The organism is Lapidilactobacillus wuchangensis (assembly GCF_003946645.1).
In the GTDB taxonomy this organism is placed as follows: domain Bacteria; phylum Bacillota; class Bacilli; order Lactobacillales; family Lactobacillaceae; genus Lapidilactobacillus; species Lapidilactobacillus wuchangensis.
On the sequence record NZ_RHOU01000004.1, the window covers coordinates 89,053 to 114,658 of the forward strand.

The following is a 25,606-nucleotide window of genomic DNA, read 5'->3' on the forward strand; positions in this document are numbered from 1 at the left end:
TAGTGGCAATGTGAAGTCGTCAGTCGACTTATTAATATCAGGGTAACTCGTCTTGAATCAAGATGAAGTTAGCCTGATATTTTATTATCTAAAGCATTACAGTTGGAATGATTTCAGAAAATATATAATTATTTTCAGATAATCAACTGGTGGAAAATGCTTCGAAATATCACCTTCTGAACCAACTATTGGCCCATTCTCTGCCGACTGTTTGCTGATTGATCAGCGCCTCAAACAGCTAGACTAGACATGATTCCTGATAAATAACGGCATTTGTGCTAGACTAGTATAAGTAGGAGTTAACAAAATCATCAAAAAATCAAGCATTGAGGTGTCCGAAATGGCGCTGAATATTCAGCGATTAAAGAGAAAAGATTTTGAAAACGCACGAAAATTTGCAATAGAAGGTATGCATTTACAATTATTTACAAACAATTTATTTGAACTTTATTTTTATAGTAAATATTTTGTTTTTTCTGAATTGAGCCAAGCAACGCATGCTTATGGTGCATATTGGCAAGGCGAATTAGTCGGCGTCTTGTTAGTCAATATGAAGGGTCAGCCGAAGATTTTCAATTTCCCAGTGATTTCCCGAGTGGTTAAGCTGGTTATGTGGTTGATCAATCACTTCTATGGTGAGCTGTCCGACGATTATGATCAGGCCAACGCGGAGATGATGCAGCAATATCGTTTGCGCCATCATCCCGCCGGTGAGTTGAGTTTCTTCGCCGTTGATCCCGATATTTTAGGCCAAGGTATTGGCACAAAATTATTGAAGCGATTAGCGCATGACGAGCCCGGCAAATTAGTTTATCTCTACACTGATTCCGGCTGTTCTTATCCCTTTTATTTCCACCGTGGCTTCCATAAAAAGGGCCAACAAGAAATTAGTTTGCAGACCGGTGTTGCTGAGCAGCCGTTGACCTGTTACTTACTAGATAAGCAATTATAATATTGAAGAAGTCATTTTTTTAACGCGTTAGCTTCACGTCATTATTGAATGATTTGAATTCTAAAACAGCGACCAATTTCTAATTGAAATTGGTCGCTGTTTGTTTGTCCTGATAATATTTCTTAGATATTGAACGAATGACCGCCAATTGTCCAATATTGGACAAATTGCGCTTGATTGCTTCTGTTTTTGTCGTAGAAATTTACCTACAATAAGGTCAATTAATTATTGGAGGTAGGGATAATGGTAGTCAATCACATTCGCATTCATGTTTTACATACTGGTTTGGTACAAGTTGATCGAGCGTTGCCGTTTCATGGGCAGTATCGCAACCCTCTGGCTTTTACGGGATTATTCAGAAGTGCCAAGAACAAAATTATTTTGCCAGTTTCGAGTTATTTAATTGAACATCCTCGGGGTTTAGTGCTAATTGACACGGGTTGGAATAAAACAATTCGTCAAAGTAATTGGCAGGAATTAGGCACGCAAACACAAATTAATACTGGTTATTTACCTGCTGGTTGGGCAGTTGACGAACGTTTAGCAAATTTAGGTTATCGGCCTGAAGATTTGGATTACGTGCTTATGAGTCATTTACACTGTGATCATGCCAGTGGCCTACAATTAATAAAAAATGCACCTAAAATTATGGTTTCGGCATCAGAATGGCAAATTGCCAATCGATTACCGCTGGTTTATTTACCCAAAGAATGGCAGGGGGTGAAAATTCAGACTTATCAATATCAGCATCAGGGCGTGGGCCCCTTTGGTGAAGCTTGGGATGTTTTCGATGATGGTAGTTTATTACAGATTGCTACACCAGGACACGCATCAGGAATGTCGACAACCTTGGTACGTGGTCGCGACGGACGCTATGTTTTATTGGCCGCGGATGTTGGCTACTCCCAAACTTCCTGGGAACAAATGATTACGCCAGGTATTTGTACCAGTCGTAAAAAAGCCATTACTTCCCTAGGATGGTTAGGAGCAATGGCTCAAGATCCAGCATGTTTAAAGGTTTTGGTGAATCATGATCCCCAGGTGCCACAACAAGTGATTGATTTACCTGCTTAAGAATTAGTCGGCTGATATTTTTGAAGTAGCGTTTTGGCAGTGGTGTTCATGAAGGTTGCGACTTCAGTGGGATCATTGTGGATTAACGACCAAGTTATGGCAGTTAAAGCATTAGTTGCATAAAGTTCCTGGAGTAATTCTGATGGGACTGGCGCGGACAAGGGGGCAATTAGTGGCTGGCTATATTGTGTCAAGCTAGTCAGGAACTGCTGCGTTAAATTAAATCCAGGCGTCTTGATTTTTAAAAGGGTCAGGATAGTGCGGCGATCATGATATAACTCGTGGTATAAATAGATTAACAAATCATCATCAACCGGTGCGACCAAGCGCTGGTGAAGTAATTGATCAAAATGCTGGGCTTCATCGTTGCTGATTTTTGCCATTAATTCGTATTTATCCACGTAATGATTGTAAAAAGTGCTACGTCCAACGATAGCTTGCTGGCAAATTTGATCGATCGTGATTTCCGTAAAGGAAAATTGTTGCAGTAATTCAATTAAAGCATTGGCCAAGGCTTTTTCAGTTTTTTGGACACGTAAATCTGGTTTGGACATCTGCGGTCACCTTCTTCAGAAATATTAGTCGGTAGCGACTTGGTGATGCTGGTCGATCAAATAAACGATCACGCCGGCGACAAACATGACGATGACTAGCCACAAATGAGTGGTGCTAATTAAATTGGTAAAGTTACCAGCGACAGTTTTATGGGCATATGAGGCTAATAGGCCAGCCAATTTAATCCCACGCTGATTGGCGATTCCGATCATAATTAGCCACAGGATCATTTGCAAGGTTAAACCACCTAATGATAATAATCGTGGTGCGACTAAATATTCTTCGTCTGGTGTTAATGGTGTTTGCGTGTCCAGCTCGCCAATGACTTCGCGATTTAATTCGCCGACGACAATTCGCAGGCATAAAATGCCAACCAAATAGACTGGCTGCCAGAAAGTCAGAACTAAACCCAAAGCCATTAGTAGCAAAGTCATGGTTGGCCGGCTGATCGCAGGTATTTTTTTAGCCAAAAAACTTAATAGTGGGGCACCGATTGCCATGGCCACCACGTACATTAAAATTACCCAAACATAAAAAGCACTGCCTAAAATGACGAAGCAGTAAATCGTGCCATAAACGGCGACAAAGTCAATACACATTCCTCGCAAAATACCACGAGCGCGAATGGTCCAAGTGATGCGATCATTGCCACGACTTAAATGCCATGAGAATAATAATAAACCAATTGGCAGAATAATCGCTAAGAAAATCAGGCCGTGCAATAACGTGGTTAAAGTGCCTTCATTACGCGTCATTCGCAAATTAATTAAGCCAATAAAAATCGCTGCCGTTAAAATTAAATTAATCGTAATTCGTTTGGCATTATGCAGACGGAAAGGCGTCCAAGGTTGGCGTAAAGGACTAGCCCAAAAGCCAACGCCACCTAATAATAAATACAGCAGCATTCCCGCAAAAGACCAAACAATATGATCACCGCCGGCTAATTGGATTAACAAAATTAATAATAGCAGTGCGCCGTACTGATAAAGAGCGCTGTGTTTTATTTTTGGCAGATGTTGTTGTTTCTGACGATGGCCGAAAACACGAATTGCTGGCGGTAATAGGGCGGATGCAATCCCAATACCAACACCAGCTAAGTCCCAAAAAATTGGCAGCCAACTACCAAATAAGCCTAAAAAGCTGCCTAAAATACCAGCAACGACGCCAATCGTCAGTAGGCGTTCAGCTCGCGGTTGGTAGCCGCGAAAAAGAAAGAGAACGGTTCGTCTGAATGTGTAGAATAAGACGAAAGGCAGGGCGTTAAGAATAACCACGTGTTGTCGTAAAATCAATTGTGGTAGTAACAGGTAAGGCAAGATATTGACAGTGAAGCTGGTAATGCTAAGGAGCAACGCCGAAAACGGTGCGGCTTGTTGCTTGAGTTGTTTCCAATTAATCAAAGTAAGATTCCCCATTCAATCATTAAGATACTTACTTTGATTATAAGCTGAATAGCTGTGAATTTGCATTAAAAGTCATGATAACTCGTAAAAATCAGTAAAATCGTAAGATCTGAGCGAGATGGTGAAACAGAACGTGTTCTGACTCCATTCCGGGCTGCTTGTCGTGGAACGCTGCCGGCGTTGATTTGAGCTTATTGCTGCGCAACAATCTCAAATACAAGCCTTGTTCTAAGTGGCACAACCACTAAGAACAATTTGGCGGCTGACGCCAAGATCCCGCCATTCCGTCTGGAGTTGAGGTGGTGTATGTCATCATTGCTAGTTTTTAAGGCAATTATAGTGGGACTAAGCAACTCTATTTTGATTGCTGGCATAACTGAACAGTATTGCAAAAAAAGTCTGTCTAACAGTTTCTGGAGGCTTATCCAGAAAAAATAGTTAAACAGACTTATTATTATTTGAATTTGTTTTTCTAAACAGTAGTGCGCAGTTCCGTTAGTTTGCACAGGTGGTTGCTGGTCGATTGACATCTAGCCTCACTGATATTGTCTTGATATCAATCAAACCTAAAGTGGACTAGCCTAACTCAAAACGCAGTGGAGGCCGCCGGGGTGTCAGCCGCCAAATTCTTCTTACCGCTTTAGCGGTTAGAAGAAGACCTGTATTTGAGACTTTCGATAGAAAGGCTCAAATCAGCGTCGGCCACGTTCCACAACCCGCCGGCCGCAACGGAGTTGTCAGCTGTTCTGTCTAAGACCAATTCAGATTAAATCGCCTAGCAACCACCTAACCCAATTAGGGAGGACTGGGCACGATCATTTAATCGTCGAGGGTTCGGGCACGGTTACCACGTCGGTATCGATAATGCCATACTTGATCTGTAATTGCCGCTCGATATTTTCGGCTAAATGATAACTCTCCAGGACTGTCATTTGCGCATCAACCGTAATCGTGACATCCAAAGTGATGACATTGCCATCATAGTGAGCTTTTAATTCACGGACGTCATGGACGCCATCAATTTGTTCAATGTAATCGTGAAATTGCTGTTCAGCAACCGGATCGAAATAATCCGCCAATTGCAAACTGCTATTGGAGAAAATATGAATCCCCGAATAAAGAATGAAGAAGCCGACTAAAATACTGGTGACACCATCAAGCCAGGTGACTTGCCAAAGAATGGCACCGATAATTGAGAGCAAAGTACCAATACTAGTAAAGGCATCGCTTAAACTATCTTGAGCCGAAGCAATCACGGCGGCGTTTTGCAGCTTGCGACCAGCGCGCCGGTTTAAATACCAAACGATTAACATAATCACGCTGGCAATTGCGGCCCCGTAAATTGTAATTGGCTTAGGAATCGTTTTTTCACCAGCGTGGGTCAAAGCTTGAATCCCGGTAAAAATAACGTTACCAGCAATCCCAATCATGATGATCCCGGTGACTAATGTAAAAATCGTCTGATAACGGAAACGCGTGAAAGTAATTCGTTGGTCAGCGCCATCGGAATTGCTCACCGGCGTCGGCAATTTCTTGCCAGCAATATCGTCATCGTCAACATCGCGGGCAATATGGATCCCAATCAATAATAAAATCGTCGAAATAATGCCGGACAGATTGTTTAAGGCATCAGCCCGTAAAGTTTGGGAATGACCAACAATGGCCAGCCAGTATTCAGCCACCGCGATGCTCAAGTAAGCCGCAACATTAATGTAGAGGTGGTGAGCCGCACTGGTTAATTTTTTGAGTTCAGCCGCTTCTGCCTGTTGCCAATCCGTTTTTTCTTCTGCAAAATGACGATCAATATCGTTCATTTTTTTAAGCCACCTTTTCCTAAACGCCTCTAGCATAAGGCGATTGTCTCAACGATACAAGTAATTTGAATAGTCGTTTTTTTTAGAGATTAAGTTGGCATTTTAGGCGCTTTTAAACTGTTTTGCAAGCCGTAATATAATTATTTAAACTTATTTATTCTTTAGTGCCGCTGTGGCGCAGTGAAGGTTCAGTGAACCAGAGCATCGCTAAGTTAACTAATAAAAGTCCAGCCGTGGAAATAAAGACGACGTTGTAATCAAAGATCCCGGCTAAAGTCCCGCCGAGGAGCGCGCCGAACATATTTCCTAAGGCCTGAAATGACTGATTCCAGGAGAAAATCGCACTAGTAGCACTCACTGGTGAATTCTTCGTTAATAAAGTTTGAATCGTGGGGAATAAAGCACCGTCAGAGACCCCAACTAGAAAACGCAGGATCCCTAAAACAACGACGCTAGGAATCAAGCCTTGGGGAATATAGACCAGGACCGCAAATAAATAGCCAGCAATCAACACTTTTCCTGAACCGTGTTTATCACCGTAATCACCAAGACGTGGTGCAGCAATAATGTTGGAAATACCTGGTAGAGCGGCAATGATCCCGGCGACTAAAGGCACGCTACCGTGACCGTGCATTAATTCTTTGACGTACAAACTAATAATCGGTGAAATTGAGGCATTACCTAACTGGACGAACATTGTTGACAGCAACAAGACAATGATTAAGCGCGGATTGTCGAACTGACTTAACAAGCCAGCCAGGACGCCTTTTTTATTAGGATTCTTGGGCCGTTTGATGGGGACAAAATGTTCGGTGACTAAAGTAGCGGAGAGAATGCCAGCCAATAGTAATAAACCGGCAGTAATAAAGAAGGTATTGCGAATCGTGAAGACTTGGGCCAAAATCCCACCAATAATTGGACCCATCAACATGCCGGACGTGGAGCCAGTGACTAAAGTGCCCAGTGCTTTACCAGAATTTTTTCGTGGCGTTTGCGAGGCAATTAAAGCTTGAGCGTTAGAAATAAAGCCGGAGAAAACGCCTTGTAACGCACGCAGGCCAATTAATTCCCAAACGTTAGTGGCCAAGCCCATCAGAAACATTGCTACGGCCATGCCCAAGGAAGCGCGGATCAACATGACTTTACGACCTTTACGATCAGCGAGGGCGCCCCACATTGGCGAAACAATCGCACTGACAAAGAAAGTTGCGGCGAAAACCAAGCCACTATAAAAAGATAATTGCGACTTTGTAAAATTGCCTAGTTGGCCGACATAAAGTGACATGAAAGGCATGATTTCACTAAAAGAAATACCGGCAATAAAAGTGCAGACCCACAGCACCGATAAATTCCGCCGCCAAGGTTGTTGTTCACGTTGCTGATCATCCATGTTTAATACTTCCTTTCTCAGTAATACTGGTAATTGCTTGACACAAAGAATTTTCAAATGAATCGGCAACAGGAACAGTTGCTAATTGGAAAAGCCCCCACAACTGATTTTGCACGTAACCGAAAATAATCGCTCTAAAATACCGAGCTTGGGCAATGACTTCAGCTTCTGAGGTACAGTAAGGCGCAATTAATCGATCTAAAACCAGAATCAATTGATGGAGATGATCACCAGCCTCGGCTTCTCGATCATAACTAATGCCGCCAAAGGCCAACTTGGTTAAATTGGGTTGGGCAAGTAACAAGGTATGTAATTGGTCTCCGAAAATGAAGAGCGCTTCTTTGCCGCTAACGCCGACTAGCGCTGCCTTTAAAGTTTCGGTTAAGCCATCTAAGTAATCGATAATTAAGGCAAATTTCAGTTGTTGGACATTGGGAAAATAAGCGTATAGTGCTTGAGAACGGACGCCCAGAGTTGCGGCGATTTTACTGAAGCTTAAGGTATCAGCACCGTCTTCATTGACGATTTGCCGCGCCGCTTGTAAAACACGAGCTTGATTTAAATTTCTTTTCTGCAAAATTAGTCCTCTTTTCAAAAAAGTTTCACCATCCATACTACTCCGTGTAAATACAAATTACAACTTGTAAATTAAACTTCGCCGATTTATTTTTGCTAATCTTAATGATTCAATAAATAGTCATGCTATGATAAAAGTAACGATTATTATTTGACTAATGGCACAATTTAAACGGTTAATCATTAAGATTTATTCAGTGGGGAGCTTAAGTTCATGAATTTTTACTCGTATCAGTATTTGGTTCAGCAGAATAATAATTATAAAACGGTCCAATGGATTATTATTGCGATCGTCGTGGTCGCGGTGAGTTTGGCCGGAGTGATGTGGTATCGACATCGCTCAGATTTAAAATATCGCGATTTATTAACGATTATGACCTTGCTGCTAGCTTTTTTGATTGGTCTGCAAGTGAATGAATGGCGTGATCTGAAATCCAGTTCGGCCCAGAAATCCCAAGCCACACAAATTATGCAGCGTGTCGCTAAAGACAAACAAACCACCGTGTCTAAAATTTGGTCGAATACCGCTAATGCCAATAGTGGGATGTTAGTTTTGGTCAAGGGCGACCTTTATACTGTCACGATTAATGCTGACGGTAGTAGTTTCACGTTGAGTGACGCCAAGCTGATCAATCAGGAGATCAATTATGTTGGGGGGAACAAATAATGTTTACCTATAGTGATGTGACCATTAAGTTAGCGCTAGGTTTACTGACGATTATTTTACAAATCAATTTATCTGGTAAAAGTAATTTGGCACCCATCAGTGCTTTAGATCAGGTTCAGAACTATGTGCTAGGGGCAATTGTCGGTGGCATGATATACAGTACGAGCGTGACGGTTTTGCAGTACATTTTAGTGTTATTGATTTGGATGATTCTGGTGGCGACATTGCGATTCTTGACGAAACATAATCGTTACGTCAAATGGCTGATCGACGGCCGCCCGCAATTGTTAATTGAAAACGGCCAACTTAAAGTTGCCACTGCTTTGAAAAATGGCATGAGCGCCAATGACCTGGCCTTGCGCTTGCGAACCGAGGGCGTGACTGATATTCGTTTCGTTAAACGGGCGGTGTTAGAACAAAATGGTCAATTAACCGTGACTAAAAAAGGCGATGACTCAATCAAATATCCGTTAATTGTCGACGGTCAACTGAATGTGGATATTCTTGATGACATTCACCGCGATCGTGCTTGGCTGGACCAGCAGTTGGCTAGCTATCATTGCGCCGTTAAGGATGTTTATTTGGCCACCTATGTTGATCAGAAATTATTGATTTTTCCGTACACACGCTAATCGAAAATTGGGTTGCAGAGATTGCTGAACAAAAAAATAGCGCACAATTCGTTAAGAATTGTGCGCTATTTTTATGCTGATATTCACCCGTTAATTTTTTAATCAATGTCATTTTGAGCGGTTAGTTATTTCGCATAAATAGCACGTAGGCCATTGATGTCAGCAGTTGATAAGGTGGTCAAGCCTTGGTCCAGGGGATACATCACAGAACTTTGGTCATGATTATGGGCTAAACCTAAAGCGTGGCCTAATTCGTGAATGGCGACGGACTCTTTAATGGCAATGTAAGGGTAAGCTAAGTTTAAGCCAGCACGACCACTATTTACGGCGTAGCTGTTCCAAGCCAGTGTGGTGGGACCACCATTGCCAAGTTCGACTGTTTCTGAGGCAGGATCGGTCAGCTTTTTATCATAAACAAAGAAGGTTACTTTGTTTTTGTTAGTTTTGCCTTGACCAGGCACCAATTTCACGAGGCCGGTCTGATTGTAGACGGTTACCGCCTGTTCGAAAACTTGACGAACGTTTGCGGGAACATCACTTTCGAAATAGTACTGGTAGGTGTTGCTGGTGGTGAGATTTTTAAGCGGTGATTCCGTGGGCGTGGTATCAGTGCTAGCTGCTTGAGCGGTTTCTTTAGTTAAGGGTGTTTTGAGACGATTGTTGATTGAGGCACGGACTAAATAGAAATACGGCTGTAATTTAACAGTTGTTTGTTTAACTGTGGCAACAGTGTTGGGCACAAGCTGCGGTTCCTTTTTAACGACGAAAAAGATCGCAGCAAGAACAATGACCCAAGTTAACCATGATTTTCTTTTCATCATTAGGGACTCCTTACAATTAGTTAGTTTCTTATTTTATCCAGAAAACGACTAATTGTCCAATTATATTTCTTTAATTTCATGAGTTAGCTATTCCTAAAGAAAACAGTTGAATAGTGCGAAAATCAGTCGCTAAGGTTATTAAATCAACGTTTAAAACGTACAAGATAGACTGGATTTTGCTGGTTTGGGAACGAATCTTAAGATATTTATAATATTATTTCATCATACTTTCAGAAAACACTGCGCTATTTAAGAAAATCAGTTCAACGATAATTTGCCATTAATCTGAACTTATTAGTTGAGGACAAAATTGGCATTAAGTTTTTCTCAATTGGTGGAGGGGGGTACTCTCTTGGCCGCTCTCTAGTTGAGAGCGGCAGGGGCCCAGCGATTTTATGGGCGTGGAACATGGTGGACATCGATCTGAGCTTATTGCTGACGCAACAATCTCAGATACGAGTCTTATTCTAACCGCTGAAGCGGCAAACGTGTTCAGAGCAGCAAACGGCTATGATTAACTGAAATAATTGCTCGATCTGGTTACACCAGCTCAATCAATTATTTGCAGTTACTCTACGCCGAAAAACCGCTGCTCCTCACACTCTATGAATAATTTCACCATTGACGCCAATCGCTGGGCCCCTGCCTGGATTAAACTAACAAAACTGATCACCACTATTTAGCCGAACCAGATTGTGGTGACATAAAAACGGTGTGACAATCTCTATTGATTGAATAGAGGAGCCACACCTGTTTTTGCTGTTCAACTATTATTACTGGTTGAATTGAGTTAATGAATTCCACTAGCATTGTCTTAAGCGCTAATAACTGTGAAGTGTGCCACCTCAACTCCAGACGGAATGGAGGGATCTTGGCGTCAGCCGCCAAATTGTTCTTAGTGGCTGTGCCACTTAGAACAAGGCTTGTATTTGAGATTGTCGCGCAGCAATAAGCTCAAATCAATGCCGGCCGCGTTCCACACCAAGCAGCCCGCAATGTAGTCAAAACCGGCTCTTTTTTACCACCTTGATCAGGTTTTAATGGTTTTGAACTTTGGTTTTTAATTGGTTTAATCAATGCCGACAGCGTTCCACAACCAGCAAGCCCGTGATGGAGTCAAACTCAATTCAGGTTTAACACTTTCGATTTTTTTATAATACGCCACTTTTGAAAAAGACAATCAAAAAAGTGACTGGCGGTCATTGACAGCCAATCCGTTAAGAACTAAAATGAAAAGCACTATGTAAATGACTACTGGTCATGAAAAAATAAAGCTAAAAATACTCGTTAAATGGCGGTGACATCATTTTTCTAGAGCAAATTTATCAATGAAAGAAGAAAAGTGAAGTCAATGAATCGAAATCGGAAATTATTAGTAACTTTTGCCTTGATCTTATCGAATACCATGGCTGGTCTGGATGGGACCATTGTTAATACCGCTTTGCCAGCGATTATTAGTGATCTGCATGGGATTCAGTATATGGGCTGGATTGTGGCAATCTTTCTATTGGGGATGGCAGTTTCCACGCCTTTGTGGAGTAAGTTTGGCGAACGTAAGGGAAATAAATTAGCTTATATTGTGGCGACAGCTATGTTTGCTATTGGTGCGTTGTTACAAGGGATCGCCCCTAATATTGTTTGGTTCGTCGCGGCCCGGGGGTTCATGGGTATCGGCGCTGGTGGGATGAACACCATTCCCTTTATTATTTATGCCCAACTTTTCAAAAATATGAAACGGCGGGCCCAAGTCATTGGCATTGCCACCGCTAGTTTCAGCACCGGTTCGATTATTGGGCCGCTACTAGGTGGTTGGCTGGTCGATACTTTTAGCTGGCATTGGGTCTTTTTCCTCAATATTCCCATTGCCTTAGTCTCAATTTTATTAGTCGCTATTTTCTTCCAGTTACCAGTTGAATTGAATCGTCATCCCGTCGATTATCAAGGCGCTGCTTTAATGGTTTTAGGTTTGAGTTCGATTTTGGTGGGGATTCAGCTATTAGGAACGACTTCGATTTGGGTGACTATTTTATTATTCGTTCTGGGCTTAGCATTATTATGGCGAATGAATCGCGTTGAAAATCGAGTCACTGATCCAATTGTCCCAAATCGCCTGTTTAAAAACGGTAAATTAATGTTGGACTTTACTTTATTTGCCATTCTTTGGGGCGCTTTTGTAGCTTTCAACATTTATATTCCCATGTGGGCTCAAGGTATTATGGGGCTGAGTGCTCTGATTGGTGGAATGACCCAGATTCCTGGTTCAATTACGAACTTTGTCGGTTCGGAAATCGGCCCCTTATTTCAGCGGCGTTTAGGCCGTTATGGCATTGTGGCTTGGGGAACCCTGGCATTTTTAGTCACATTTATTGGCATGGCGCTAGCCACTCAGCAGACTAGTTATGGTTTCCTATTAGTGATGGGCGTTTTCGAAGGCTTGGGCCTAGGTTTATGTTTTAATGTTTTACAAGTCGCCGTCCAAAATGATGCTGAAATACAAGATGTGCCCATTGCCACGTCTTTTGCCTATTTGATTCGTATTTTGAGTCAGACATTTATGTCGTCGATTTACGGCGTGATTTTGAATCGGGCGCTGCGGGCTGGCGTGGCAGCAAGTCATCAGCAAATCACCATGAGCATGTTGAATAAACTCAGTAATTCGAAAACTTCTGGTAGTTTGCCAACGCAATTATTACCACAAATGCGACGGATTCTTTTTCAAGGGATTCATCAAATTATGTTGACGGCTTTGGCACTAGTTTTAGTCGTAACCGTCATTTTAATTTTTGTTTTCCGGCATTTATGGCAACAACACCGCCATACCGCTAAACAACTTGAGGCGAGCAAATGACGACGCGCTCAGAGAAAGTTCAAGCGACACGACAGAAATTGATTCAGGTCACTGATGAGTTAATTAATCAGCGTGGTTTTGAAAATATTTCGGTGGCTGATATTACGCAAGCCTGTGGAATCGCCAAGGGCACTTTTTACAACTATTTTTCGAAAAAAGAAGCCATTTTTGCGGAAATTAGTCAGGCTCATTTCAGTCAGTTGGATGCGTTGATCACGGACATTCCCGCCGACCAAACGGCAACTCAAACTTTAAGTCATTATCTGATCGAATTTATGACAATTATTACCACGGCCGGGGTAACTCGGGCTCGCGATTGGATTCGCTTTGTGGTGATTCCTAGTCCGGCGCCCAATAAATGGGATTTTGATGCTGCTAAGCTAAGGACCTTGTTAAAGCAATTAATTGCAAAAAAACAATTGGCAGAAACGACGCCAGTTGAGCAACTGGCTGATTTCTTGGTGACTTATTTATACGGCTTGGTTTTTGGCTGGGGGATGAGTGATCAGGTTGAGCCCCAGTCGGCAATTGTGACGTTTTGTCAGCTGATTTTGCCGGTTATTTTGCAACCATATCTGTTGGCGTAATTGCTACTGGCACGCTGTCTAAAATTTTTTTGCGATTGCGTCGGGAAACTGTGATAATGGAGAGTAATACCGAATTCATTAAAATTCAGGAGTGACGCTTATGGATCAAGAAGATTTCGCCAAGATTGCTTTAGCGGTACGTAACTTACCAACTGTTCGCCAGCCTTTCCCTGAAAATATTGACCAAGTGGGGCTGCAGCGTGACATGAATCAAATCAGTCGCCTATTAAACCGTGATTTAGACGACGCTGAAGTGGCCATGAGTTATTTAGGTGAAGTCATTCTGTTCGAACGGCTCTTCTTCAATCGTAGTTTGCAACAAATAACGGTGGCTTCATTGGCCGATTTGGTTTTGGTAGCCTTGCCAGCTATTGGGACGACTACTGAAGAATTAACTGATTTTGTTGGCGCAATTTTTTATTTTTGCCAATTAATTGCTGCCAACGAATTAATTGCCAATAGTTCGTTAATGGGCGCCAACTTTATTGATGCAGTGCGACAACGACGGCCTGAACTGACGGATGACATTGCGGCAGCCGATGAGGACAGTGACAGTCGGTTGGCCATGGGGTTAAGCAATCATTTCTTTACGGAACAGTTAGTATTGCTGCCAGCTGGTCTGACCTCGTTTTATAGCCAAGATGCCCAAGGAACGGTTGACTTTGCTGAATTTATTGAACAGACTGAGCAGCAACAGGATCCGGCTTTGTTGGCGGCGACACTACTGTTATTTATTGGTGACGAACCAGGCTATTTGAAAATACTAGCTTGGGCGCCAACGTCAGACCGAGCAATGACAGCCGTCAGTACTTTTGTGTCGTTTTGGCGCTTGCCAGCACAGTTAACGGCTGCTGGCCTACTTACTGTGATGCAAAGTTACCAGAATTACTTAGATTTTTGCGTGGCGAAGCAATTATTGAGTCGCGCTACTGCTGAACAAATTCGACTGTTGGGTAATCATTATTTACTGGAAGAAGTTTATCATGATCCCGCTCAATCTCAAGCAATGGCTGCTAAAATCTTCTCCGGCGTTGGTCAGCGGTTAAATATCGCGGCTGGGCGGCAAGCACTGCTGCAAAACCCTTATCCAATCAAAAAGTCAACAGCAACCATCGACGGCATATTCCGAGTTCAGTTAAAATTAAGCACGAAATTGGATCAGCATCAATTAGATCTTGAACTAAATCGGGCCCGTAAATTTTTAGCAATTTTCACTGGTGATGTCACTGGTGACGAGCTGCCTGAATTAAATTTGTTTATGTCCTTCGTCTTGAAAATCCATCAAACGATGGTCAAGCAGTACAATCGGCGGCTAAGTCAGTGGACTTATCAAAGTTTATTGGATTGTTTAGAAACGCTTTTTGAAGCTGATACACAATTGGCGGCTAAGCCAACAATTCTGCGCTTTTTACAGTTATATCTGTTCACTTTAGATGATGAAGGCGCCGTTAAAAATGCCGACATGCTGTTCACCGCGATTGAAGATGCGGCCGATACTTATCTCTGCCACAGCGCTTCGTTGCTAGCAAAATAACGAACCTGACTAGTTAAACCAGCATAATTTTCCCCCTTAATCTTCGCCTATGTTAAACTGACAACACATTAATGATGTTGTCAGTTGGCGTTGCAGATTAGGGGGATTTTTAATGGCACAATCAGCGACTTATCGATTAGCAAACGGGGTTCAAATTCCGGTGTTAGGATTTGGCACAATTTTACCAGCGGGTCCAGTCACTGAGCAGGCAGTTGCTACGGCAGTCAAGGCTGGCTATCGCTTGTTTGACACTGCTGCGGCCTATCACAATGAAAGTAGCGTGGGGCGAGGATTGCAGGCGGCCTTAAACAGTGGTCAAGTAACTCGTGGGGAATTATTTATGAGTGGTAAAGTCTGGTATCAACAGCGCAGTTATCAGGCTACCAAGCAATCATTTGCAGAAACTTTGGCAAAATTACAGCTGGACTATTTAGATTTGTATCTGATCCATTGGCCGGCAAATGCACGCTGGCATCAAAACTGGCAAGCCTTAAATGCTGAGACTTGGCGGGCATTAGAAGATTTATATCATGCTGGTCAAGTGCGGGCCATTGGGGTGTCGAATTTTTCGGTGGCACAATTACAAGCCTTACAAACAACAGCCACGGTGCTGCCCCAAGTCAATCAAATTGAATATCATCCTGATTTTGCTCAAGTCGCCATTGCCGAGTATTGCCAACAGCACGAGATTGTTGTGGAAGCTTGGCGACCGTTTGGCGGTCCTGAAAGTTCTGTTATGCAAGCGCCAGTGATTCGTCAGTTGGCAGCACTTTATCAGAAACAACCGGCACAGATTATTTTGCGGTGGCTATTACAGAAGCAGATTATTCCGTTGCCAAAATCTAGCAATCCAGCGCATGCAGCTAGTAATACTGAAATTTTTGATTTTGAGTTGACTGCTGCCGAAATGTTGCAACTTGATCAGCTGAATCGGGGCACAACTAGTTATGATCCTGAGACCTATCATTCATAAATGGGCTGATATAAAACAATTGCGCAAACACCTTAAAACCTGATAATGATGCTGAAACAGAATGGTGTCTGACTGCATTCCGTGCTGCTTGGCGTGGAACGCTGCCGGCGTTGATTTGAGCTTATTGCTTCGCAACAATCTCAAATGCAAGCCTTATCGTAAGTGCTAAAGCACTAACGATAATTTGGCGGCTGACGCCAAGATCCCTCCATTCCGTCTGGAGTTGAGTTAGTGCACTTTACATTTGCTAGTGTTTAAGGCAGTGTTAGCGGGATTCATTAACTCAATTCAATCAGTAATAATTAGTTAAATAGCACAAAAGAATGGTGTGAGCAACTCTATTATCAAGTAGAGATTGTCACACCATTTTTGTTTCACCACAATCTGGTTTGGCAAAATAGTGGTGCTTTATTCTGCAAGTTTAATCCAGGCAGGGGCCCAGCGATTGGCGTCAATGGTGAAATTATTCTTACCGTCTTTAGCGGTTAGAATAAGGCTTGTATTTGAGATTGTTGCGGAGCAATAAGCTCAAATCAACGCCCACCATGTTCCACGCCCATAAAATCGCTGGGCCCCTGCCGCTTTCGACTGAGGAGCGACTAACATCAAAACTACGGCTCTAAAGCTCAAATCAATGTCGGCAGCGTTCCACAACCCGCCGACCGCAACGGAGTTGTTCACTATTCCGTCAAAAGCCAGTTAAGTTTTAAATCGGCCAGCAATCGCCTTCCTGAATGGAAAAAATGTTGTACAATTCAGCAAAATTAATCTTTGTTACTTAAACAGATGGAATGGCTCTGTCGTGAGGCCAAGATCTAGCGCCCGATACATGTACCGGGCAGCAACTGATGAGTATGGGCGCCATTTGGCACATTTTTTCTGAACCGCCTTGGCGTGGTAATCGTCGGTATGATAAGTCCAGCCATAGCCTTGTAAAAAAGCCAAATCTTCAAATGGCAGCACATTTGGCCGGTCCAAGGAAAAAATGAGATACATTTTTGCGGACCAATTGCCAATTCCTTTAATTTTAGTGAGCTCCTTAATGACTTCTTGGTCAGATTTTGTGGCCAATTCTGGTAATTTTAATGCGCCACTAGTGACGGCTGCCGTTAAATTATGAATGTAGCCAATTTTTGCATGGGAGATGCCGATTTGTCGAATTTCTGCAGCTGACAGTTTGGCAATGGCTTGGGGCGTGATTTGGCCGCCGCACAAATCTTCTAGTCGGGCGGTGAGGACGGCGGCGACTTTGTTGGATAACATTTGGCCGACGATTTGGCTAGTTAGGAAGGCATAGCCGTCAGTTTCGACCTGATAATCAAGCGGCCCGACCATTTTCATTACTTTGGCCAGGTGTTTGTCTTTTTGGACTAAGTACTGAACAGCTGGCGTGGTGGCAGATAGATGTTGGATTGTAGCCATATTTTAACCTCGGTTCTGTTTTTAATGGTTGCAGAATTGGTGTTTAATTGCAATTCTTTAGCTTACAAAAAGTATTGGTCTCGAATTTCTTTCTCAATGTGGTTAAAAGCAGCCAAAAGGTTTATGCTATGAGCAACGTTTCGTTGGTTTAAACTAATGAACCATCACAAAATGATTTGCGGGGGATTGACATGAAAAAAGTATTGATTGTGCTAACAAATGTGACGCGTTACCAGGGAACTGATGAGCCGACTGGTTTGTGGTTAGGCGAGGCGGCCGAATTCATCACTGCCTTACAAAAAGCAGGGATTGCCTATGATTTTGCTAGTCCTAAAGGTGGCTTCGTGCCATTGGATCCGCGGAGTATGAAGTATACAGACGCCGAGATGATGAGCGTTTATGAATCTGCTGATTTTAAAGAGCGCGCCTTGACGCATTCATTGGCCGCGGCGACGGTTGATCCTAGCGACTATCAAGCCATTTATTTTACTGGCGGCCATGGCGTCATGTGGGATTTCCCGGATGATGCGAATTTGCAGCGGCTGACTTTGGCTATTTACCAGAATAACGGTTGGGTTTTGTCGGTTTGTCATGGCATTGCTGGCTTGTTGAATGTCCGTGACGCCGCCGGCCAATATTTGATCAACGGCCGGACAATCACTGGTTTTACTAAGACGGAAGAAATTCTCGCCGGCAAAAAACGGGTGGTGCCGTTCTTGAATCAGCAAGTCGCCACTGATCATGGCGCTCATTTTATAAAAAAGCGTGCTTACAGTGAGTTTGCTACTCAAGATGGTCATTTCATTACGGGGCAGAATCCATTTTCAGTGAAAGCAGTCGCGAACCTATTTTTAGAAAATATTCAAAAGGAGCAATAATTGATGACCAATCAAGCAGCACTCATGACTAAGAAAAGTTTCGTTGAATGTCAGCCAATGTTAACGGCGCTAGGCGATGAAAATCGTCAAAATATTCTCTTGGCCTTAGTCAACACCACTTGCCAAACTGGTTTACGGGTTGGCGAAATTACGAGTCTGGTGAATTTGTCACGGCCAGCAGTCTCGCATCACCTGAAAATTTTGCGTGAGGCTGGGCTAATTAAGAAGCGTCAAGAAGGAACCATGAATTTCTATGCCGCCGATATTAGAACTAATTTTGCTAAGTTGCGCCAGCTATTAGATGCCGTTCAGCAATTGCAGGAGGCCCATGACCATGACTAAACTAATGTCAGCCCTTGTCGCAGCACACACTCATTCGCAACCACAAATAAAACAAATTCCCCGACCTGAATTAAAGCCTAATGAAGTTCTGGTTGCCGTGGCCGCCGCTAGTATTAATCCCGTTGATCAGAAGTATCGTTTACTGCATTACAGTATGAAATTGACCACAGTTTATCCGCTAACTTTAGGTAATGATTTTTCGGGAACGATTGTGGCGCGTGGTGCCCAAGCACTTGACTTTAAAGTGGGGGACCAAGTTTACGGGCGAGTTAATCATGATCGTACTGGTACCTTCGCGGAATATTTGGCAATCGATCAAACGGCAATTGCTAAAGTGCCAACTAATTTGTCTTTAACGGCGGCGGCTGCCGTGCCCCTGGTTGGCTTAACGGCTTATCAGGCTCTGATGGAAATTTTGGCATTGCAAGCTGGTCAAAAGATTTTTATTAATGCTGGTAGTGGTGGCGTTGGTAGTATGGCAATTCAGCTTGCCCATGCTCAAGGCGCTGAAGTTGCTACGACTGTTAGTGAGCGGAATCGGCAATTAGTGGCCGATTTAGGTGCTGATCATATTTCGGATTATCATCAAGTGGATTTTTCGACCATTTTGCACGATTATGATGCCGTGTTTGATACTCACGGTGGTGCTGATACCCAGAAAGCACTCAGTATTCTACGGCCTGGTGGTAAATTAGTGTCAATTGCCAATTTACCAACGGCTGAATTTGCCCGGGAACGCCATTTAGGTAAAATCCGCGAGTTGGGCTTTGCCATGGCCAGTAGTCAATTGACTAAAATCGCTCAGCAACAACAGGTTAGCTATCAATTCTTGTTGATGCACGCCAGCGGTCAACAATTAAATCAGCTAACTAATCTAATCGAACATCAGCAGTTGCGTCCAATTATCGACCGCACCTATCCTTTTGCTGAAATAAAACAGGCGCTGGATTATGCTGAGCAAGGTCACGTGACTGGCAAAGTGGTTGTTACCATGAAGTAATTGCACGTGATTAGTTGAAAGAAAAAAGTGTTAAAACAGAATTGAGTTCGACTGCATTGCGGGCTTGCTGGTTGTGGAACGCGGCCGGCATTGATTTGAGTTTATTGCTGCGCAACAATCTCAAATACAAGCCTTCTCGTAAGTGCTAAAGCACCAACGAGAATTTGGCGGCTGACAACCACGCCCTCCATTCCGTCTGGAGTTTAGGTGGTGCACTTCATCGTTGTTAGTGCTTGAGGCAGTTGCAGTGGGATTAATCAACTTATTTCAAATCGTTGTCACAACTGAACAGTAATACCAAAAAAAGTCTGTTTGAAAGTTCTCTGGTTAAATTCCAGAAAGATTGTCAAACAGACTTATTAATTTGCTGCAATTTGTTTTTCCAAATAGTGGTGCTCAGTTCTGTTAGTTAATACAGGTGGTTGCTGGGCGATTGGCGTCAGCTGTGAAATTTGTCTTGCTGCTTTAGCAGCTAGTCAAAGCCTCGTATTTGAGATTGTTGCGTTAGCAATAAGCTCAAATCGATGGCCACGGCGTTCCACGCCAGTAAAATCGCCCAGCAACCACCCTCCTCAATTGGGGAAGACTAACATAGATTTAAATCGTTAATCAGCTAAAATTTCAGTTAGTTGATTAATGTTGGTTGTGGACCAGTTGGCTGGCCCAGCGTGCCTTGGTAGAGCTGGCTCATTTGCGCGACAATGTTTTTTAAATCAGTGACCATTTTTTCCGGGCTGAGAACGTGGACCATGTTGCCTTGACTAAGCAACCAGAAGCGCAGGCCAGTATCGGCGGCGTTAACTTCAATGGTGATACTTTTCTGCTGGGGATGGCGGGCAATGACTTTGGCGGTGGGAAGGCGGTCCAAAGCCGCTTCCTCAATGCCCCAATATTCGAAAGTGACCTTCTCAACGGCGCCATTATACATAAACGGCTTTTCCTTACGTAGTTCACCTTCAGCATAGTCATGACGATGACCGTCGGGATGATAGTCGGCCAATTCTTCATAATTAATAATTCGATCCAGTCGATAAAAGCGGTCGCGATTATGGTAGGAACCAGCGGCAATCAAATAGAAATAATATTCGGAGAAAAAGATACTTTTTGGCTGCAACTCAACGTCGGTCCAATTTTTTAGATTGCGATTACGATACTGAATTTTAATGCGCCGTCCCGCCAAAATTTCATTGCTCAGATCCCAAATTAATTTGACCAAATCTTTGTCGTGATGCAAGGGGACATAATTATATTTTTCCTTATTCGTAATCCGACTGACCACTTGGCGATGACTAGGCGACACTTGATTCTGCAAAGCTGCAGTGATATCTTGCAGCTCCCGATTATTTAAAGCGCGACTAGCGAAGAGAACTTTCATAATAATCAAAATTTGCGCATCAGAAAGTTGCCCACCATCAGTTTGCTGGGTCATTTCAAAAGTCTTCAACTGCGTATTATAGCTAATTTCTTGTTGGCTTTTGGTGTCGTCAAAAAATTGATTGAGTTCGCTAATATCACGTTGAATAGTGCGAGCACTGACGTGAAAGTGCGTGCTCAGGTCGTTTTTCGTTAAAAATTCGTGATTATTTAATGCATTAAGAATATAAAGTTGACGATTTGCTGCCAGCGTCATTGATTGCCCTCCAAAATACTGTTCTGATAATTCCAGTATAACGATTGCCTTGGACAAAATATGGCTAGCAGTAGTGATTTGCCAAAATTAAATGATGAATTTTGGTTGAGGACCGTTATCTTCGCCTAATTCTTGCTGATAAAGCTGGCCCATTTGGCTGACAATGTCGTGGATTTCGTCAACTAAACTTTGGGGGCTGAGCACTTTCAGCATGTTGCCTTGGCTAAGCAGCCACATGCGAATGCCGTTATCTGAGGCCTGGGCCTGAATAATCACACTACCTTTGTCGGGCTTTTCTTGAATGACCCGGGCTGTGGGCAGTCGATCTAGCGCCGCTTCGACAATCCCCCAGAACTCAAAAGTAATGGTTTCCACATCGCCGTTGTACATTAAATAAACGTGTTTGCGCACGTCGCCATCCTCGGCACGATTTTGGTAACTATTAATATGAGGTAATAGCGAAGGTTCCAAGTGCTGAATGCGATCGATCCGATAAAAACGGTCCTGCTGAATCGTGATATCGGTGGCAATCACATAAAAATAAAATTCGGAAAAGAAGATTGATTTTGGCCGAATTTGCTTTTCTAAGGCGCGATGATGGCGATCTTCGTAGGAAATCTTCATGGTGCCGCCCTTCATGATCGCCTGGCTCAATTGCCAAATCGGTTGGACCAAATCTTGCTGGTGATGCAGGGGCACGTAATCGAAACTTTCAATATTCGTGATGCGATCGACCAAGCGTCGCTGATCCGCAGAAACTAATTGGCATAAACTACCAACTAATTCTTTCAGTTCCGGGACATTGAGCGCGCGGCTGGCTAACAAAACCTTGATCAAAATCAAAATTTGCGCATCAGTTAACTGCTGTTCTTGAGCCTGCAATTTAAAAACTTTCTCAGTGGCATCGTAATTAATTTGCTGGGATAAACTTTCATCATCGAAAAATTGATTCAACGAACTAATATCCCGCTGAATCGACCGGGCACTGACGGCAAATTTTGACATCAAGTCCGCCTTGGTAACGGCTTGCTGCTGACTAAAGGTGCTAAGTATGTATAACTGACGATAAGCTGCTGATGACATTTTATCTGCTCCAAAATTAAAAAGATATTTTTTGACATTTTCTGTCTAATGGACATTATGTGGCTAGGTCATAAGTATGATAATAACATGAAAGCGTTCTTCTTAGTAACTTATGTGAAAGAATACTTTTAATTTTATAGAATGATAGAGGAGAGAATCAATTATTATGGGTGAATATGTAAAAAGTAAAAAAAGTATGAAATTTAAAGATATAGAATCTTTGAATAGGGTGCAAAGCGTTATTGATGATGCGGATAAAGCGATAAAGCAAAAATCGAGAAAGTTAAAGGATTCTCCACTAGGTGAGACCGTGAGTGGTGCTTTGGGTGCAGGTGTAGGCGCTGGTATTGGTTTTGCGGGACTTTATCTTGGTGGATCAGTCGCTGGGTTAAGTGCTGCAGGAATTACTAGCGGATTAGCAACGGCGGGTGCCGTGATAGGCGGTGGAATGGCTGCTGGCGTGGCAGTGTTGGCAGCACCAGCTGTTGTTCTCGCAGGGGCAGGAATTGGAGTTGCTTCTCATCATAAAAATAAGAAATTACGCGCAGCAAAAGAATTAGTATACAAAAATGCAATCGCAAAACAAACAAAAATTCTTCAGGAGTTGAAAAAAGAATCCGATGCAGACAAAGAACGTTTAGATTATCTCAATGGATTAAATATGCTTTTGAAAGCAGCAATTAATGATTTGAAATTTGATTTAGGTGTTTCAGATAGTTTGCCGGCAGAATCATGAGCGAGTTTAAGTATTCTCGCGATGAACTAGATATGAACAAAGTGCTTAAAGTAAATCAAGACGTAAGTGCTTCTTTAGAAAAAGATACTGAGAAAACAAAAACTCGTAGCACAGCAGATTGTAATATTTCAGATTCGTTAGAGTTATTACAATCACTGAAATATGATAAAAAGGTTAAAGATTTAAAAGAGGCAACTATAAAAAATGGGTCAACATCTGCGACAAGTTCTTCAGACATGAAATTAGATGATTGGGATGAAATTGTTAAACAGGCCAATGAGTATCATCCTCAAGAAGTCTCAATTGAGGATATTATGTCGAAAGATGAGATTGACCAGTCATTTCAGGAACTCAAATCTATTAATAAAGAATTTTCAAGAAAGACAAGTATTATAAACAAAACAGACTTGGCTTTTCTCTCAATTGCTATAGCCTTACAGGTAACAAAGAGTCTCCTATTTCCTATTATCGCCGAGAAGTTCGACTATGGTAAGAGCTTTGATAAAAATGATCGGCTTGCACATAATGATAAGAGTATTGAGAGCGCTCATAAAAAGGCAAATGATTCATTCCGTGATAAACATCTTACGGATGATAACAAGGGTAAATGGATTAATATAGTTTATCAGACACCGCCATATGATATTACGAAAGGATCAAAATCGTTAGGAATAAATATGGGTGGCGCCTACCATCGAATGCACACACTTGGACACGATCCGATTTTAGGCTGGGTTTTTGGCACTATGAATATTTTGACAGATATTATCACATTTAATAATTTTAGTTCATATCGAGTAGTTAGAAATCCTATGAGAATTACATCAAACTTTGTTTCTTTAACCGGTATGATTGGTGAATCGTATGATGTAGTAAGAAGCGACAGATTAAATTTACCTGCTGCAATTTTTGCAGAAGCGCAGCATTTGAAATCTGATGAATATACAAAAGTTGGTTTACCAGTGCCCATTCTTGAAACAGTAAATGAAGATTTTGCCAGTAAATTATATAAGAGTAATTACGATGCACTTTGCTTTGCTCGCGATACTAAGATTGTTACTGCCTCTTTTATCGTATCCAAATTAATTGATGTTATTATAACGCTAACTCATGGTTTGTTTTACGATAAGGTTGGATCACGTGATATGTTTGAAGTGCGGACTAGGAAAATTCTGTTAATTTCAAATTCTATTGCATCATCTAGTTCTATTATTGAAGCAGCAATCACATCTAATCCAAAAAATCTCGATATTGGGAGTTTGTTAAATACTGTGTTGCATTTATTTACGGATGTCAGATTTATTTGTAAGATAAAAAAGGAATTTGTGGAGAATGAAATATCAAACCGTATGGAGAAAGAGCTAATTGCAATTGATGATTTGTACAAAACGTTCTAAATGAGATTTAACATTGAAGTTTAATTACTATATGAAATAGTTCAAAGTAGTTATCGTAAAAGATAATTTATACTTTGAGCTTTTTTTATACTCTTTTTCCTCCTGCGTCACTCACTGTCCACCCCACCGCTATCATAAGGGTATGATCACTTAAGTCATTGCGACATGTCGAAGTTCTTCCGGAGGGACAGGTATTTGGGTGGTCAACGACTTGATAATTAAATATTATTTCTTTGAGATTTTTTCGGTGCTGAATTGATGTGATTACGTTGTGAATTCTGCATGTTGTAGCGAATTATCTTGAGCAATAATGATTTGGTATATTTGCTTATAGGTCTAGAAATCGGGGGTTGGCAATGCAAGATGATATTGATGTATCAGCACTTCATCCAACATATCAGCAGCTGTATGACTTAGTTGGAAAAGAAACGATGCTGCAACTTTATGATGAGCTTAAGGGGCAGCAAGTAAGCTTTCCAATGCGGCTTTATGACAGCAACAAGGTGGAGCAAATCGTTCAGCGTGAGTATAACGGTGCTAATTTGAAAGAACTCACACAAAAATATGGGTATTCACAACGCTGGATGAAGCGGTTGATTAAAAATGACAATGGAGGAAAAGAAGCATGACAGAATCAAAAACTTTTCGGTTAGATAATGGGGTCGATCTTGAGGGAATCAGTCAGGGGTTAGTTAATTTCTTACAATTTGAAAAAAATCTTGAAGCCGAAGCAGTCCCAACTGAGCAGGGATATTTGGTGCAGGCTAAGAATCAAGAAAGTTGGAAAAAGTTCGCTGGCATGGACACTGCGATTCATATTCAATTGTTACAAAATGGCACTGATTTAGTCACAGTTAATATTGGCCAAGGAAAATGGGTCGATAAGGCTAGTGCGGCCACCATTGGCATGTTTGTTTTCGCACCGTTAGCGATTACGGCAGCAGTCGGTGCTTGGAGCCAGAAACAATTACCAAAAGAAATCTTCGAATGTATCGAGAATTATATTGTTTCTGGTGGCCGCTCGGCTAGTGGCTATGCGCAAACTGCTAGCGTCGAAGCCAGTCAACCAGCAGCACCACAAGCTACAACTGAAACTGCGGCAACTAAGTCAGACGCTACGACAGCACCTTGTCCTAATTGTGGTCATGACAATCCCGTCGACGCGAAGTTTTGTCCAAATTGTGGTCAGAAGTTACAAATTGAATGTCCTAACTGTCATCATCTAAATGCGGCTGGCACAAAGTTCTGTCCGGAATGTGGCACGAAATTAGCAACTGAGACGGAGGATTAAT

At 42.3% G+C, this 25,606-nt stretch carries 24 protein-coding genes; 15 read left to right on the top strand and 9 right to left on the bottom strand.

The features are described from left to right. Window positions 1–409: 409 nt before the first annotated feature. Together EKM82_RS04880 and EKM82_RS04885 are read left to right on the top strand one after the other, a co-directional pair. Window positions 410–952 (top strand): GNAT family N-acetyltransferase, encoded by a 543-nt coding sequence (locus tag EKM82_RS04880; protein ID WP_164508113.1) that lies wholly within the window; start codon window positions 410–412, stop codon window positions 950–952. Window positions 953–1,195: 243 nt separating this feature from the next. Further along, window positions 1,196–2,026 carry an N-acyl homoserine lactonase family protein gene (locus EKM82_RS04885; RefSeq protein ID WP_125767192.1) on the top strand — a complete coding sequence of 277 codons (831 nt, stop codon included), beginning with the start codon at window positions 1,196–1,198 and terminating at the stop codon, window positions 2,024–2,026. Here EKM82_RS04885 and EKM82_RS04890 read toward each other — a convergent pair. The 5 genes from EKM82_RS04890 to EKM82_RS04910 all read right to left on the bottom strand — a co-directional run bounded on the left by EKM82_RS04890 (window position 2,023) and on the right by EKM82_RS04910 (window position 7,765). Next, window positions 2,023–2,580 carry a TetR/AcrR family transcriptional regulator gene (locus tag EKM82_RS04890; RefSeq protein WP_125767193.1) on the bottom strand — a complete coding sequence of 186 codons (558 nt, stop codon included), beginning with the start codon at window positions 2,578–2,580 and terminating at the stop codon, window positions 2,023–2,025. The genes EKM82_RS04885 and EKM82_RS04890 overlap by 4 nt on opposite strands. 24 nt (window positions 2,581–2,604) lie before the next feature. Continuing rightward, a complete protein-coding gene (locus tag EKM82_RS04895) occupies window positions 2,605–3,981 on the bottom strand; it encodes a hypothetical protein (protein ID WP_125767194.1) in 1,377 nt (458 codons plus the stop codon). An 818-nt stretch (window positions 3,982–4,799) separates the two neighbouring features. After that, entirely contained in the window at window positions 4,800–5,798 is a 999-nt protein-coding gene (locus tag EKM82_RS04900; protein WP_125767195.1) for a cation diffusion facilitator family transporter, read from the bottom strand. 154 nt (window positions 5,799–5,952) lie between these two features. Beyond that, the gene (locus EKM82_RS04905; protein WP_125767196.1) at window positions 5,953–7,188 is read right to left on the bottom strand and encodes an MFS transporter; all 1,236 of its coding nucleotides are present in this window, start codon (window positions 7,186–7,188) and stop codon (window positions 5,953–5,955) included. Further along, complete coding sequence (locus EKM82_RS04910; protein WP_225419663.1) at window positions 7,181–7,765, bottom strand: TetR/AcrR family transcriptional regulator; 585 nt, start codon at window positions 7,763–7,765, stop codon at window positions 7,181–7,183. The genes EKM82_RS04905 and EKM82_RS04910 overlap by 8 nt, the downstream gene beginning before the upstream one ends. A 213-nt stretch (window positions 7,766–7,978) precedes the next feature. Here EKM82_RS04910 and EKM82_RS04915 point away from each other — a divergent pair, with 213 nt between their 5' ends. After that, entirely contained in the window at window positions 7,979–8,431 is a 453-nt protein-coding gene (locus EKM82_RS04915) for a DUF3290 family protein (RefSeq protein ID WP_125767197.1), read from the top strand. Next, window positions 8,431–9,063 (top strand): DUF421 domain-containing protein, encoded by a 633-nt coding sequence (locus tag EKM82_RS04920; protein WP_125767198.1) that lies wholly within the window; start codon window positions 8,431–8,433, stop codon window positions 9,061–9,063. Before EKM82_RS04915 ends, EKM82_RS04920 begins: the two co-directional genes overlap by 1 nt. Before the next feature lie 125 nt (window positions 9,064–9,188). On the opposite strand, the gene EKM82_RS04925 is transcribed toward EKM82_RS04920, so the two are convergent. Next, window positions 9,189–9,884 (bottom strand): M57 family metalloprotease, encoded by a 696-nt coding sequence (locus EKM82_RS04925; RefSeq protein ID WP_125767199.1) that lies wholly within the window; start codon window positions 9,882–9,884, stop codon window positions 9,189–9,191. Window positions 9,885–11,235: 1,351 nt separating this feature from the next. Here EKM82_RS04925 and EKM82_RS04930 point away from each other — a divergent pair. The 4 genes from EKM82_RS04930 (at window position 11,236) to EKM82_RS04945 (ending at window position 15,826) form a co-directional block, all read left to right on the top strand. Further along, window positions 11,236–12,732 (top strand): MFS transporter, encoded by a 1,497-nt coding sequence (locus EKM82_RS04930; RefSeq protein ID WP_125767200.1) that lies wholly within the window; start codon window positions 11,236–11,238, stop codon window positions 12,730–12,732. Beyond that, window positions 12,729–13,319, top strand: coding sequence for a TetR/AcrR family transcriptional regulator (locus EKM82_RS04935; RefSeq protein WP_125767201.1), 591 nt, complete (start codon window positions 12,729–12,731; stop codon window positions 13,317–13,319). Before EKM82_RS04930 ends, EKM82_RS04935 begins: the two co-directional genes overlap by 4 nt. A gap of 100 nt (window positions 13,320–13,419) precedes the next feature. Then, window positions 13,420–14,853 (top strand): hypothetical protein, encoded by a 1,434-nt coding sequence (locus EKM82_RS04940; protein WP_125767202.1) that lies wholly within the window; start codon window positions 13,420–13,422, stop codon window positions 14,851–14,853. Between the two features lie 112 nt (window positions 14,854–14,965). Beyond that, window positions 14,966–15,826 carry an aldo/keto reductase gene (locus EKM82_RS04945; protein ID WP_125767203.1) on the top strand — a complete coding sequence of 287 codons (861 nt, stop codon included), beginning with the start codon at window positions 14,966–14,968 and terminating at the stop codon, window positions 15,824–15,826. Window positions 15,827–16,600: 774 nt separating this feature from the next. On the opposite strand, the gene EKM82_RS04950 is transcribed toward EKM82_RS04945, so the two are convergent. After that, window positions 16,601–17,248 carry a DNA-3-methyladenine glycosylase family protein gene (locus EKM82_RS04950; RefSeq protein ID WP_125767204.1) on the bottom strand — a complete coding sequence of 216 codons (648 nt, stop codon included), beginning with the start codon at window positions 17,246–17,248 and terminating at the stop codon, window positions 16,601–16,603. 191 nt (window positions 17,249–17,439) lie between these two features. Between EKM82_RS04950 and EKM82_RS04955 the strand changes: the two genes are divergently transcribed. The 3 genes from EKM82_RS04955 to EKM82_RS11915 are packed head-to-tail and all read left to right on the top strand — an operon-like array spanning window position 17,440 to window position 19,468. Next, window positions 17,440–18,126, top strand: a complete 687-nt coding sequence (locus EKM82_RS04955; RefSeq protein WP_125767205.1) for a type 1 glutamine amidotransferase domain-containing protein — start codon at window positions 17,440–17,442, stop codon at window positions 18,124–18,126. Window positions 18,127–18,129: 3 nt separating this feature from the next. Next, complete coding sequence (locus tag EKM82_RS04960) at window positions 18,130–18,468, top strand: ArsR/SmtB family transcription factor (protein ID WP_125767206.1); 339 nt, start codon at window positions 18,130–18,132, stop codon at window positions 18,466–18,468. Next, window positions 18,461–19,468 carry an NADP-dependent oxidoreductase gene (locus EKM82_RS11915; protein WP_318531085.1) on the top strand — a complete coding sequence of 336 codons (1,008 nt, stop codon included), beginning with the start codon at window positions 18,461–18,463 and terminating at the stop codon, window positions 19,466–19,468. Before EKM82_RS04960 ends, EKM82_RS11915 begins: the two co-directional genes overlap by 8 nt. Window positions 19,469–20,093: 625 nt before the next feature. On the opposite strand, the gene EKM82_RS04970 is transcribed toward EKM82_RS11915, so the two are convergent. After that, window positions 20,094–21,098, bottom strand: a complete 1,005-nt coding sequence (locus EKM82_RS04970; RefSeq protein WP_125767208.1) for a helix-turn-helix transcriptional regulator — start codon at window positions 21,096–21,098, stop codon at window positions 20,094–20,096. An 87-nt stretch (window positions 21,099–21,185) separates the two neighbouring features. Beyond that, window positions 21,186–22,181 carry a helix-turn-helix transcriptional regulator gene (locus tag EKM82_RS04975; RefSeq protein WP_125767209.1) on the bottom strand — a complete coding sequence of 332 codons (996 nt, stop codon included), beginning with the start codon at window positions 22,179–22,181 and terminating at the stop codon, window positions 21,186–21,188. Window positions 22,182–22,347: 166 nt separating this feature from the next. Here EKM82_RS04975 and EKM82_RS04980 point away from each other — a divergent pair, with 166 nt between their 5' ends. From EKM82_RS04980 to EKM82_RS04995, 4 genes are all read left to right on the top strand, one after another. After that, window positions 22,348–22,917: a hypothetical protein gene (locus EKM82_RS04980; RefSeq protein WP_125767210.1), complete on the top strand. Its 570-nt coding sequence runs from the start codon at window positions 22,348–22,350 to the stop codon at window positions 22,915–22,917. Then, window positions 22,914–24,314 carry a hypothetical protein gene (locus EKM82_RS04985; RefSeq protein WP_125767211.1) on the top strand — a complete coding sequence of 467 codons (1,401 nt, stop codon included), beginning with the start codon at window positions 22,914–22,916 and terminating at the stop codon, window positions 24,312–24,314. Before EKM82_RS04980 ends, EKM82_RS04985 begins: the two co-directional genes overlap by 4 nt. Before the next feature lie 356 nt (window positions 24,315–24,670). Beyond that, window positions 24,671–24,943, top strand: a complete 273-nt coding sequence (locus EKM82_RS04990; RefSeq protein ID WP_125767212.1) for a Mor transcription activator family protein — start codon at window positions 24,671–24,673, stop codon at window positions 24,941–24,943. Further along, on the top strand, window positions 24,940–25,605 hold the full coding sequence (locus EKM82_RS04995) for a zinc ribbon domain-containing protein (protein ID WP_125767213.1): 666 nt from the start codon (window positions 24,940–24,942) through the stop codon (window positions 25,603–25,605). Before EKM82_RS04990 ends, EKM82_RS04995 begins: the two co-directional genes overlap by 4 nt. Window position 25,606 lies beyond the last annotated feature (1 nt).